Origin of the sequence: Natronospirillum operosum (genome assembly GCF_004768465.1) — a bacterium.
Classification (GTDB): Bacteria; Pseudomonadota; Gammaproteobacteria; order Pseudomonadales; family Natronospirillaceae; genus Natronospirillum; species Natronospirillum operosum.
In genome coordinates this window covers 349215-361355 of record NZ_SRMF01000003.1, presented here as the reverse complement: position 1 = coordinate 361355, position 12141 = coordinate 349215, and the positions used below count along the sequence as shown (strand labels likewise).

10 protein-coding genes are annotated in these 12141 nt (G+C 61.8%); 4 read left to right on the top strand and 6 right to left on the bottom strand.

The annotated features are described in order from the left end of the window. The first annotated feature begins 15 nt into the window (after positions 1–15). From E4656_RS10555 to E4656_RS10540, 4 genes are all read left to right on the top strand, one after another. Positions 16–639 (top strand): YesL family protein, encoded by a 624-nt coding sequence (locus E4656_RS10555; RefSeq protein ID WP_135483188.1) that lies wholly within the window; start codon positions 16–18, stop codon positions 637–639. Between the two features lie 16 nt (positions 640–655). After that, positions 656–2176 (top strand): arabinosylfuranosidase ArfA, encoded by a 1521-nt coding sequence (gene arfA, locus E4656_RS10550; protein ID WP_135483187.1) that lies wholly within the window; start codon positions 656–658, stop codon positions 2174–2176. Beyond that, positions 2173–3153 carry a glycoside hydrolase family 43 protein gene (locus E4656_RS10545; RefSeq protein ID WP_240753960.1) on the top strand — a complete coding sequence of 327 codons (981 nt, stop codon included), beginning with the start codon at positions 2173–2175 and terminating at the stop codon, positions 3151–3153. Before arfA ends, E4656_RS10545 begins: the two co-directional genes overlap by 4 nt. 154 nt (positions 3154–3307) lie before the next feature. Continuing rightward, the gene (locus tag E4656_RS10540; RefSeq protein ID WP_135483185.1) at positions 3308–4039 is read left to right on the top strand and encodes a FadR/GntR family transcriptional regulator; all 732 of its coding nucleotides are present in this window, start codon (positions 3308–3310) and stop codon (positions 4037–4039) included. On the opposite strand, the gene E4656_RS10535 is transcribed toward E4656_RS10540, so the two are convergent. The 6 genes from E4656_RS10535 to mmsA all read right to left on the bottom strand — a co-directional run bounded on the left by E4656_RS10535 (position 4036) and on the right by mmsA (position 12104). Further along, positions 4036–4938 (bottom strand): SMP-30/gluconolactonase/LRE family protein, encoded by a 903-nt coding sequence (locus E4656_RS10535; protein ID WP_135483184.1) that lies wholly within the window; start codon positions 4936–4938, stop codon positions 4036–4038. The two genes, E4656_RS10540 and E4656_RS10535, sit on opposite strands and share 4 nt — an antisense overlap. 37 nt (positions 4939–4975) lie before the next feature. Beyond that, positions 4976–6568, bottom strand: a complete 1593-nt coding sequence (locus E4656_RS10530) for an aldehyde dehydrogenase (NADP(+)) (protein ID WP_135483183.1) — start codon at positions 6566–6568, stop codon at positions 4976–4978. 51 nt (positions 6569–6619) lie between these two features. Beyond that, positions 6620–7390 carry an SDR family NAD(P)-dependent oxidoreductase gene (locus E4656_RS10525; protein WP_135483182.1) on the bottom strand — a complete coding sequence of 257 codons (771 nt, stop codon included), beginning with the start codon at positions 7388–7390 and terminating at the stop codon, positions 6620–6622. A 36-nt stretch (positions 7391–7426) separates the two neighbouring features. After that, complete coding sequence (locus E4656_RS10520; RefSeq protein ID WP_135483181.1) at positions 7427–9220, bottom strand: IlvD/Edd family dehydratase; 1794 nt, start codon at positions 9218–9220, stop codon at positions 7427–7429. A 169-nt stretch (positions 9221–9389) separates the two neighbouring features. After that, entirely contained in the window at positions 9390–10565 is a 1176-nt protein-coding gene (mmsB, locus tag E4656_RS10515; protein WP_135483180.1) for a multiple monosaccharide ABC transporter permease, read from the bottom strand. Between the two features lie 15 nt (positions 10566–10580). Continuing rightward, on the bottom strand, positions 10581–12104 hold the full coding sequence (gene mmsA / locus E4656_RS10510) for a multiple monosaccharide ABC transporter ATP-binding protein (RefSeq protein WP_135483179.1): 1524 nt from the start codon (positions 12102–12104) through the stop codon (positions 10581–10583). Between the last annotated feature and the right edge of the window lie 37 nt (positions 12105–12141).

Genomic DNA, 12141 nt, shown 5'->3' with positions numbered 1-12141 from the left:
GGGAGGGTATCACTGATGAAATGGTTCGATAAAACCGACCGGGCACTGCGCTCCATTACCCGGGTCGCCGGTCTCAATCTGACGTGGCTGTTGTTTACCGCGCTGGGGCTGGGCGTACTCGGGGTTTTTCCGGCCACCATGGCCATGTTCTACGTGGCCCGGCACTGGGTGACGGGTGAACAGGATGTGCCGCTCTGGCACACCTTTCAGAGCCGGTTCCGGGCCAGCTTCTGGCGCGCCAACCTGGGCGGCTGGCTGGTGGTCGGCTGCTGCGGTCTGTTGTATCTGAATTTCCGGATCATTGTGGCCGCCGAAGGCGCGGTGCCCCTGGTTATCGTGCTCAGTTTCCTGCTGATCCTGGCCCTGTTTGCGATGGTGGTGAGCGCATTGCTGCCGGTGGCGGCCCATTTTGACGAGCCGCCGCTTGCCCTGCTCAAAAAGGCGCTGTTCTTCGCTCTGGGTCGGCCGCATATCGCCGTGCTGTTCCCGCTGACCATCTGGGCGGTGGCCTGGCTGTCAATGGCCCTGCCCGCATTCTTTCTGTTCTTCAGCGGCAGCGTTACCGCCTGTGTGCTGATGTGGCTATTTACCTGTTCGCTGCGGTCCCTGACCCCAGTACAGGCATCGACATCCAACTAGTCTTCGAGAGGTTTTCATGGCCAACGCAAAAATGGTTCTGGACAAGGACTACCGGATTGCCGAAGTCGACCCCCGGCTCTACGGCTCCTTTATCGAACACCTGGGGCGCGCCGTTTACGGCGGCATCTATGAGCCCGGTCATCCGAGCGCTGACGACCAAGGCTTCCGTACGGATGTGCTGGAGCTGGTGCGTGAACTCAAGGTGCCCATAGTGCGCTACCCGGGTGGCAACATGGTGTCGGCCTACAACTGGGAGGACGGCATCGGCCCCCGGGACGAACGGCCGCGGCGGCTGGAACTGGCCTGGCGTACCATCGAAACCAACCAGATGGGCACCAATGAATTTGCCGACTGGGCGCGCAAGGCCGGTACCGAAGTCATGATGGCGATCAATCTCGGCACCCGCGGCATCGATGCCGCCCGCAACCTGCTCGAGTACTGCAATCACCCGGGCGGCACCTACTGGAGTGACCTGCGCCGGCAGCATGGCTATGCAGAGCCGCACGCCATCAAGACCTGGTGCCTGGGCAACGAAATGGACGGGCCCTGGCAAGTCGGGCAGAAGACACCGGATGAATACGGTCGCATCGCCAGAGAAACCGCCAAGGCCATGCGTCTGGTCGATCCGGACATCAAACTGGTGTCCTGCGGCAGCTCCAACTCCAGCATGCCGAGTTTCCCGGAATGGGAAGCAACCACGCTGGATCACACCTACGATGAAGTGGACTATCTGTCCCTGCACCAGTACTTCGGCAACCACGCGAACGACTCCCAGAACTATCTGGCGTTCACCATGGAGCTGGATCGCTTTGTTGACACCGTGATCGCCACCTGCGATTACATCAAGGCCAAGAAGCGCAGCCGGAAAACCATGATGCTGAGCTTCGATGAGTGGAACGTCTGGTATCACTCCACCGATGCGGACCGCAAGCTGGAGCCCTGGACCGAGGCGCCGCCACAACTGGAAGATGTCTACAACTTTGAAGACGCATTGCTGGTCGGCGGCATCCTGATCAGCTTCCTGCGCCGTGCCGACCGCATCAAGATGGCCTGCATGGCGCAACTGGTGAATGTCATCGCACCGATCATGACCGAAAACGGTGGCGAAGCCTGGAAGCAGACCATCTACTATCCCTATGCGCATGCCTCCGTGTTCGGTCGCGGCGTCTCACTGCAACCTCTGATCACGTCGCCCAAACTGGACACGCAGGACTTCACCGACGTGCCCTGGCTGGAAAGCGCCACGGTCTACAATGAGGAGGAAGCCACCGTCACGGTATTCGCGCTGAATCGCCACCTGAGCGAAACCCTGACCCTGGATGCCCATCTGGGCGGCTTTGCAGACTACGGCATTGTCGAGCATGTCGTGCTGGAGAATCAGGATCTGAAGGCCGTCAATACAGCAGGCAATGCGACCGTGACTCCGCACAACCGGGGACGCTCCGAGCTGACGGAGGGCCATCTGCAGGCACAACTGAACCCGGCGTCATGGAACGTCATCCGGCTGCGTCGCCAGGGTGCCGGAGGTGCACAGTGACCACCAACACCACTCCGGCCTATGCCAACCCGGTCATCCCCCAGCGGGCGGACCCCTGGGTCTGGCGTCACAGTGACGGCTATTACTATTTCACCGGTTCGGTACCCACCTACGACCGCATCGAACTGCGCCGGGCCCGCACCATTCAGGGTCTGGGTGATGCAGAACCGGTAACGGTCTGGACCAGGTACCCGTCCGGCCCGCTCAGTGCCAATATCTGGGCCCCCGAGCTGCACCACATCGATGGCGCCTGGTACATCTATTTTGCGGCCGCCCGCACCACAGAGACCGACAACGGTCTGTTCGACCACCGTATGTACGCCCTGGAATGCCGGGATGCCAACCCCCTGACCGGGCAATGGGTCGAGAAAGGCCAGGTGGACTCCGGCTGGGAAAGCTTCTGCCTGGATGCCACCAGCTTTGAACACAGAGGCACCCGCTACTATGTCTGGGCCCAGAAAGACCCGGCGATCGAGGGCAACTCCAACCTCTACATTGCCCCCATGGCCAACCCCTGGACCCTGGCCGGCCCCGCCGTGATGTTGTCGCAGCCGGAATACGAATGGGAAACCATCGGTTTCCGGGTCAACGAGGGGGCAGCGGTGATTGTCCGCCACGACCGGGTGTTCATCGCCTATTCGGGCAGTGCCACCGACCATCACTACTGCATGGGTCTGCTGTACGCCGATGCCGACGCCGACCTGCTTGACCCCTCGGCCTGGACCAAGAAGCCACAGCCGGTATTCGAGTCCAGCTCCGAGAACGGCCAGTACGGTCCGGGCCACAACAGCTTTACCGTCAGCGAGGACGGCCAGCATGATGTGCTGATCTACCACGCCAGGAACTACCGGGATATCGACGGCGACCCGCTGTATGACCCCAATCGGCATACCCGGGCGCAGTTGATCGAATGGGATGCGGACGGTTTCCCCGTGTTCGGCCAACCGGTACCGGACTGGCCGGTGCAGAGCGGCTGATAACAGAGCCTGCCGATACCCTCGGCACACCCCGGCTGACCGCCTGTCCGGCGGTCGGCCAGCACTGTACTGGTACGCGTTTATTCTAAACTGTTATCATAATACCAATGTCGTCATAAAGGTCGGCATAAAATGAATGACAAAAGGATCCCCTATGGCCAGAGTCAGCTCACAACGTCCACAGAATATCCATACCTGGGTGGCCCGTGAACTGGGTTCACGCATCGTCAGCGGCACCTACAGGGCAGGTGACTATATCCCGAACGAGGGTAATCTGGTGGATGAGCTGGGGGTATCCCGCACGGCGCTGCGCGAAGCGTTCAAGCTGCTGACGGCAAAGGGGCTGATCGAATCACGGCCCAAGCTGGGCACCCGGGTACGGGCTCACAAGCACTGGAACATGTTCGATACCGACGTCCTGCGCTGGTACTTCGACAACAACCCCAAGCCTGAGTTCTACAAGGATCTCTACGAAATGCGCGCCATAATCGAACCCAGTGCAGCGGCGCTGGCCGCCAGCAACCGCACCGAGGAGCAACTGGCCGCCCTGGAGCAAGCCTGTGTGGAAATGGAGCACGCCCAAATCGGCACCGAGGCGGTCTATCAGAGCGACCTGGCGTTCCACCTCGGGCTGCTGACGGCGACCAACAATGTGTTCATGGCCTCGCTGGGCATGACCATCGAAACCGCACTGGAGAGCACGTTTCGTCTCAGCAGTGCCATCAGCGAGGAGTTCGAGGCCTCCCTGCCCGGTCACCGGGCGGTACTGGAAGCCGTGCGGGCGCAGCAGCCGGACCAGGCCCGCGCCGTGATGCAGGACATTCTGACGCATTCACGCGCGGCCATGGAGCGTTCACTGAAGACCTTCAAGGGTTTCCAGACTTAGGCAGGTCCGGCCAGCCAGCACCCGGGTGCGGGCACCATTTCCACCAGGCCCTGATAGGGCGTTTCATACACCAGCACCGAGCCGGCCAGCGGCTCAGCGGCCAGGGCCTCGTCGGACAGACCTTCGCGCGCCGAACTGACAAACAGCAGGTTCATCTCCGGCCCGCCCAGTGCCACACAGGTCGGCTGGGACACCGGCAGCTCGTGCAGCGTTGTCTGACGACCGTCGGGCGCAAACCGCACCAACCCATGCCCGCCCCAGAGCGCACAGAGCAGATGCCCTTCGGCATCAATGCAGGCACCGTCCGGATTGCCGGTCGGAACGCGCGCAAAGTCCCGCGCCCCGCTCAGACTGCCGGTGGCGGCATCAAAATCGAACCGCCGAATCAGCCCGGTCGGGGTGTCCGCGTGGTACATGACTCGGCCGTCCGGGCTCCAGCACAGTGCGTTGGGAATCGACAACCCCTTCAGCATGGGGTGGGCACCCTGTTCATCCAGCCGATACAGGGTACCTGTCTGCCCCTGGTCGTCCTCGACCATGGTGCCGGACCAGAAGCGCCCCTGCCGATCAACGCGACCATCATTGAACCGGTTGCCGGCGACACCCTGCTCCGGTCGAGCCAGCCAGTGCACCCGGTCTTCGTCCGGGTGGTACAGGGCAAAGCCCGACTCGAAGCTGACCAGCAGTTTCACGGGGTCGGTCGACAGGATGCCAAACGCCGTCAGCCGCTCGGGTGTGGTCCAGACCTGCTGCTGTTGGGTCGACCAGTCCAGCCGATACAGGCGGCAGCTCAGGATGTCGGTCCACCAGAGGCTGCCACTGTCGGCGTGCCACTGAATGCCTTCGCCCAGGCGGTTGGCGACCGCTATGGTTTGAACCGGTTTCAATGCAGTCTGCATCCCTCGACTCCTTCTGTTGCGGGCCCGTATTCTGCCCCTAGAGGGCAGCCTGCGTCCACTCGCCTTCCACCAGACGCCGCAGTTGCCAGGGGTTGTCACTGCGCAGCGCCGGTGGCAGCAGAGCTTCCGGCATGTTCTGGTAGCAGCCCGGGCGCAGAAAGCGGTCGATGGCCGCCGTGCCCACCGAGGTAAAGCGGCTGTCCGAGGCAGCCGGGAAGGGGCCGCCATGCATCATGGCGTCACAGACTTCCACTCCGGTCGGGAAGCCATTGACCACCAGCCGGCCCACCCGGGCCTGCAGCAGCGAGATCAGGCCGGTGCGGGCCTGCAGATCCGCTTCGGTAGCCTGCAAGGTACCGCTCAGTTGCCCCTGCAGGGCACCGACCACCTGTTGCAGCTCTGCCTCATCGGCACAACGTACAATCAGAGAGCTGGGGCCGAAGATTTCTTCCTGCAGCACCTCGTTGCTGAGAAAGACTTTCGCATCTGCCTGAAACAGCGCGGCCTGACCCCGGAACCCGGACTGGTTACCCACGGGCTCACCCGCTGCGACCCGGCTTACACCGGCCTGCGCGGCCAGCCGGTCAACACCGGCCTGATAGGCTTTGGCTACGCCTTCGTTGAGCATGACCCCGGCCGGCAGCGCCTCCACACCCCGGGCGGCGGCCGCAGAAAAGGCCTCCAGCCCGGCATCGGCAACCGCCGCCACCAGGCCCGGGTTGACGCAGAACTGGCCGGTACCCAGAGACAGCGAACCGACAAAACCTTCGGCAATGGTATCGGCACGCTGCTGCAGCGCCTCGGGCAACAGCACAACCGGATTGATGCTGCCCATCTCGGCAAAGAACGGAATCGGTTCAGGGCGTTCATTGGCCAGGCGGTGCAGCGCCATGCCGCCCCGGTAGGAACCGGTAAAGCCCACCGCCTTCACCTCGGACGCGCTGACCAGAGTCGCGCCGATGTCGTTGCCGGCACCGCTCAGAAACTGAAACACGCCCGCCGGCATGTCGCACTGACGGACCGCCCTGGCTACAGCCTGGGCTACCAGCTCACCACTGCCCGGGTGCGAGTTGTGGCTCTTGACGATGACCGGACACCCGGCAGCCAGGGCCGAGGCGGTGTCACCGCCGGCCGCCGAGAAGGCGAGCGGAAAGTTCGACGAGCCGAATACCACCACCGGCCCGATGGGCTGCTTGCAGAAGCGGATATCGGGGCGTGGCATTGGCTCCCGGTCAGGCAGGGCGGAGTCGATGCGGGCATCGAGATAGTCACCGGCCCGAATATGCCGGGCAAACATCTTCAACTGGCCACAGGTGCGCCCCCGTTCGCCTTCGGCCCGACCCTTCGGGTAGCCGGTTTCCTGCATGACGCGCTCGGACAAGGTATCGCCCAGGGCCATGACCTCGTCCGCACAGGCATCCAGAAACCGGGCCCGCTGTTCGGGCGAAGTAGCGGCATACACTGGCGCCGCGGCCTCGGCACTGACCAGCGCGGCCTGTATCTGCGCTTCGTCGGCATAGGTCAGCTCGGGCTCGATCGCAGCGCCCTCGGCCGGGTTGATGGCACGGTAGCGGCCGCCCTGTCCGGGCTGCCATTGTCCGCTGATAAGTTGCTGTCCTGTTACGCTCATAGCTGTCACCTGATCTGTCGCTTGTGAAATGAAGGGCGGGCTGCTCTGGGGTCAGATCCAGCCCGCGTCGACAATGAAGTCCTGCGCCGTGCACATGCGGCTGTCATCTGAAGCCAGAAACAGCGCCATGGCGCAGATGTGCTCGGGCATCAGATCACCGGCCAGGCACTGGCTCTGGTCGATGACCTTGCGGGTGTCGTCATTCACCCAGTTGTTGAGCTGACGTTCGGTCATTACCCAGCCCGGCGTCAGGGTATTCACCCGGATGCCATCCGGGCCCATGTCCCGGGCCAGACCACGAGTCAGGCCCAGCACCGCGGCCTTGGAGGTGGTATAGCCGGTCATGTTGCCCTGGCATTCATGCCAGCTCATGGAACCGAAATTGATGATGGAGCCGCCGCCCTGCGCCTTCATCTGCTCGTAGACGGCCTGCGCGGCAAAAAACTGGGGACGCAGATTGATATTGATGCGCTCGTTCCAGTATTCGGGCGTGACGTCACGGAAGTCATGGCGCGTGTCCTGGGCGGCGTTGTTGACCAGCACACTGATCGACCCGAGTTCCTGCTGAACCTGCGCCATGATGGCCTGCAGACGTTCGATATCGATCAGGTTGCAGGAGTAGAAATGGGCCCTGGGCTCGCCCCAGCGCTCATTGAGCTCACGCATCAGCGCCTGCGACTCTGCCTCCAGAATATCGACGAACGCGACTCGGGCGCCCTGGTCGCCAAAGGCTTCCACCAGGCCGGCGCCAATGCCGGAACCACCGCCGGTAATGAACACCACACGGCCCTGCAGACTGGGATAGGTGTTGGTCAGATTCATGGGTGCTCCCTGAACAGTTTGGGTGACCTCGTCATCTTAATGCGAATGTGCCGGCACTGCTGCCCCGCGACAGCCCACCAGAAAGTCGAAATCACAGCCTTCGTCGGCCTGCAGCACATGATCCCGGTACAGTTCCAGATAGCCACCGGTACGGGCGATGATGTGCTCGCCGCGCAGTTTCTCCAGCCGTGCGGCCAGCTCGGCCTCGGATATATCCAGATGCAGGCGACCAGCTTCGGCATCCAGTTCGATCATGTCGCCCTCATGCACGGCGGCCAGCGGGCCGAGCTCCATGGCTTCCGGCGCCACATGCAGCACCACGGTGCCAAAGGCGGTGCCACTCATGCGGGCATCCGATATGCGCACCATGTCGGTAATACCCTTTTTCAGCACCTTGGCCGGCAGGCCCATGTTGCCGACTTCCGCCATACCCGGGTAACCCTTGGGGCCGCAGTTCTTCAGCACCATGACGCAGGTCTCGTCGATATCCAGCTCCGGGTCCGTGATGCGCTGCTTGTAGTCGTCGAAACTTTCGAACACCACGGCCCGCCCGCGATGCTTCATCAGGTGCGGGCTGGCGGCCGAAGGCTTGAGCACAGCACCGCGCGGGGCCAGATTGCCGCGCAGTACACAGATACCACCGTTGGACACCAGCGGGTTGTCCGGTGTGCGGATTACCTCGTCATTGTGGCAGGGCGATGCCTGCACATTGTCCCACAGCGTGGCCCCGTTGACGGTGAGTGCCCCCCGGTGCAACAGGCCCTGCTCGCCGAGGCGCCGCAGCACGGCGGGCAAACCGCCGGCATAGTAGAAATCTTCCATCAGGAAACGACCGGAGGGCTGCAGATCCACCAGGGTGGGCACATCCCGACCGTGCGACCAGTCGTCCAGACTCAGTTCCACGCCGATACGCCCGGCAATGGCCTTGAGGTGAATAACCGCATTGGTGGAACCGCCAATGGCCGCATTGGTGCGGATCGCATTGATAAAGGCTTCCCGGGTCAGCACCTTCGACAGGCGCAGATCCTCGTGCACCATATCCACAATCCGCATGCCGGACATGTGCGCCAGCACGTAGCGCCTTGAATCCACCGCCGGAATGGCCGCATTGTGCGGCAGGCTGGTCCCCAGCGACTCGGCCATGCAGGCCATGGTGGAGGCCGTGCCCATGGTGTTGCAGGTGCCCGCCGAACGGGACATGCCGGCCTCGGCATCGAGGAATTCTTCCAGCGTGATCTTGCCGGCCTTGTACTCTTCGTGCATGCGCCACACCAGGGTGCCGGACCCGACATCCTCGCCCCGATGCTTGCCATTGAGCATGGGGCCACCGGTGACCACCATGGTGGGCAGATCACAGCTGGCCGCGCCCATCAGCAGGGCGGGCGTGGTCTTGTCACAGCCCACCAGCAATACCACGCCATCAATCGGGTTGCCGCGAATGGCTTCTTCGGTATCCATGGCAGCCAGATTGCGCGTCAGCATGGCCGTCGGGCGCAGATTGGACTCGCCATTGGAGAACACCGGGAACTCGACCGGTACCCCACCGGCCTCGCGGATGCCGTCCTTCACCCGTTCCGCCAACTGGCGAAAATGCGCGTTGCAGGGGGTCAGTTCGGACCAGGTATTGCAGATACCGATAACCGGACGCCCCTCGAAATGATGCGACGGAATACCCTGATTCTTCATCCAGCTGCGGTACATGAAACCGTTCTTGTCCCGGGTTCCGAACCATTGCGCCGACCGCAATTTGCTCTGCCCGGAGCCATCCTGTTCAGTGCTGTCGTCCTGCACTGCCCTGTGTTCATCATTGTCGTGCTTATGACCGGCCATCACTCACCTTATTCATAGTACTGTATTATGATTGACTCCAAGACAGAATACGGCGCAAGCCGCCAGGGCAACACTGCTCGCCTGGGCCTGTCCAGATGGGCCGGGAGGCTCAACTCTGGCTGTGGAATCCGTACCCTGTCCGGTGCGGCCGCAACCGCACCGGACCGTATCAGCGTGCCTTGTTCTTGTTGTAGACATCGAAAATGACTGCCGCCAGCAACACCAGACCCTTGATGACCTGCTGCCAGTCGATGCCCACACCCATGATCGACATGCCGTTGTTCATCACACCCATGATGATGGCACCGACCACCGCACCGATGACCTTGCCCACGCCACCGGACATGGAAGCGCCACCGATAAACACGGCTGCAATCACGTCAAGCTCGAAGGTAAAACCGGCACTGGGGGTGGCCGTGTTCAGCCGGGCGGTGAAGATCAGCCCGGCCAGCGCCGCCAGCATGCCCATGTTGGCGAAGGCCAGAAAGGTCAGACGCTCGGCCTTGATGCCCGTCAGCTTGGCCGCCTGGATATTGCCGCCGATGGCGTACAGACGCCGGCCCACCGTGGTCTTGTTGGTAATGAAGGTGTAGACCACGATCAGCACCGCCATCGTGACCAGCACATTGGGCAGGCCGCGATAGGTCGCCAGCAGATAGGCGATATAGACAATGGCCAGTGCAATCAGGCCATTCTTGACCAGGAAGAAGGCCCAGGGCTCGTCTTCCATGCCATACTTCTGGGCCCGGCGCCGCGCCTGGAAGGCCAGCATCAGCAGCACTGCGGTCAGTATCAGGCCCGAACCCAGCGCCATCAGATTGAGGCTGGCGCCGCCGAGATAATCAGGCACAAAGCCCGTGCTGATACGCTGGAAATCACGCGGGAAGGGCCCGATGGACTGGCCCTTGAGCAGCGCCAGCGTCAGACCGCGATACACCAGCATACCGGCCAGGGTGACGATGAAAGAAGGTATCTTCCAGTAGGCCACCCAATAGCCGTGAATGGCCCCGATCACGAAGCCGACAAACAGACAGGTGGGTACCACCACCACCAGCGGCAGCCCCATCTGGATGATCATCACCGCCGCCAGTGCGCCGATAAAACCGACCACCGAGCCAACCGAAAGATCGATATGACCCGCCACAATGACCAGCAGCATGCCAATCGCCATGACGATGATATAGCTGTTCTGCAGGAACAGGTTGGTCAGGTTGGCCGGCCGCAGCATGATGCCGTTGGTCAGATACTGGAACAGCCCGATGATGGCCACCAGGGCGATCAGCATGCCGTAGTCGCGCATATGACTGACCAGATGGCTTTTGACCGATTGCGTACTTGCTTCCATCTCTAGAAACTCCCGTTAAGAATTGACGATCATGGACATGATGGCCTCCTGACTGGCCTCCTTGCGTCCCAGTTCGCCAATGAATTCGCCTTGGTTCATTACATAAATCCGGTCGCACATGCCCAGCAGTTCGGGCATTTCGGAAGAAATCATCAGCACGCCGCGACCGGCATCTGCCAGTTCATTGATAATGTTGTAGATCTCGAACTTGGCGCCGACATCGATGCCTCGTGTCGGCTCGTCCAGAATCAGCACCTCAGGCTGCGCATAGAGCCAGCGCGCCAACATGACTTTCTGCTGGTTGCCCCCGGACAGGTTGCCCACGATCTGCTCTACCGTTGGCGTGCGTATATTCAACGAGCGGCGGTAATCCTCGGCGACAGCTCTTTCCTGGCCCGGGTCCAGCATGCTCCAGGACGCCACACCATTCAGATTGGCCAGGGTGGTGTTGAACGACAGACTCTGGTCCAGAATAAGCCCCAGTGCCTTGCGATCTTCCGTGACATAGGCGATGCCGTTGCGGATGGCCTTGTCCACAGTGGACACATCCACTTCCCGACCCTTGATCCGAGCCGACCCGGAAATGTTCTGGCCATAGCTCTGACCAAACAGGCTCATCGCAAACTCGGTACGCCCGGCGCCCATCAGGCCGGCGATACCGACCACCTCGCCGGCGGCGATGCTGAGATTGACGTCCCTGACCATCTGCTGCTCCGAACGTCTGGGGTGCCAGACATTCCAGTTCTTCACTTCCAGCAACGTAGTGCCGATATTGGGCACCCGGTCCGGGAAACGCTGCGTCATGTCGCGCCCCACCATATCCCGCACGATACGGTCTTCGCTGATGTCCTCGGTGCTCGCATCCAGTGCAGTGATGGACTGGCCGTCACGCAGAATGGTGATGGAATCCGCCACCCGGCGAACCTCATTCAGCTTGTGGCTGATCAGAATCGAGGTGATGCCCTGCGCTTTCAGTTCCAGCAGCAGGTCCAGCAACTTCTGGCTGTCGTTTTCCTGCAGCGAAGAGGTCGGCTCGTCCAGAATCAGCAGCTTCACGTTGCGCGACAGCGCCTTCACGATTTCGACCAGTTGCTGCTTGCCGACACCGATGCCGGCAACCGGGGTCATGGGGTTTTCCTGCAACCCGACGGTTTTCATCAGTTGCTCGGTGCGACGATAGGTATCCGGCCAGTTGATAACCCCGTACCGTGCCTGCTCATTGCCCAGAAACACGTTCTCGGCAATTGAGAGCACCGGCACCAGGGCCAGCTCCTGGTGAATAATGATGATGCCTTTCGCCTCGCTGTCCCGAATGCTGGAAAAAGCCACCGGCTCGCCCTGATAATACAGTTCACCCTCATAGGTTCCGTGCGGATACACGCCACTGAGGATCTTCATCAGAGTGGACTTGCCGGCGCCGTTCTCCCCCACCAGGGCATGAATCTCGCCCGCGCGGACGTTGAGACGGACATCGTCAAGCGCTTTCACGCCCGGAAAGCGCTTGGTGATGCCACGCATCTCCAATATCACTTCACTCATAGTGCCTTGTCCTCTTGCTGCTGACCGGGCAGACATT

Excerpts from the sequence above, each read along its gene's own strand:
- E4656_RS10555 (WP_135483188.1), top strand. The coding sequence starts at position 16 with ATGAAATGGTTCGATAAAACCGACCGGGCACTGCGCTCCATTACCCGG.
- arfA (WP_135483187.1), top strand. The coding sequence starts at position 656 with ATGGCCAACGCAAAAATGGTTCTGGACAAGGACTACCGGATTGCCGAA.
- E4656_RS10540 (WP_135483185.1), top strand. The coding sequence starts at position 3,308 with ATGGCCAGAGTCAGCTCACAACGTCCACAGAATATCCATACCTGGGTG.
- E4656_RS10535 (WP_135483184.1), bottom strand. The coding sequence starts at position 4,938 with ATGCAGACTGCATTGAAACCGGTTCAAACCATAGCGGTCGCCAACCGC.
- E4656_RS10530 (WP_135483183.1), bottom strand. The coding sequence starts at position 6,568 with ATGAGCGTAACAGGACAGCAACTTATCAGCGGACAATGGCAGCCCGGA.
- E4656_RS10525 (WP_135483182.1), bottom strand. The coding sequence starts at position 7,390 with ATGAATCTGACCAACACCTATCCCAGTCTGCAGGGCCGTGTGGTGTTC.
- E4656_RS10520 (WP_135483181.1), bottom strand. The coding sequence starts at position 9,220 with ATGGCCGGTCATAAGCACGACAATGATGAACACAGGGCAGTGCAGGAC.
- mmsB (WP_135483180.1), bottom strand. The coding sequence starts at position 10,565 with ATGGAAGCAAGTACGCAATCGGTCAAAAGCCATCTGGTCAGTCATATG.
- mmsA (WP_135483179.1), bottom strand. The coding sequence starts at position 12,104 with ATGAGTGAAGTGATATTGGAGATGCGTGGCATCACCAAGCGCTTTCCG.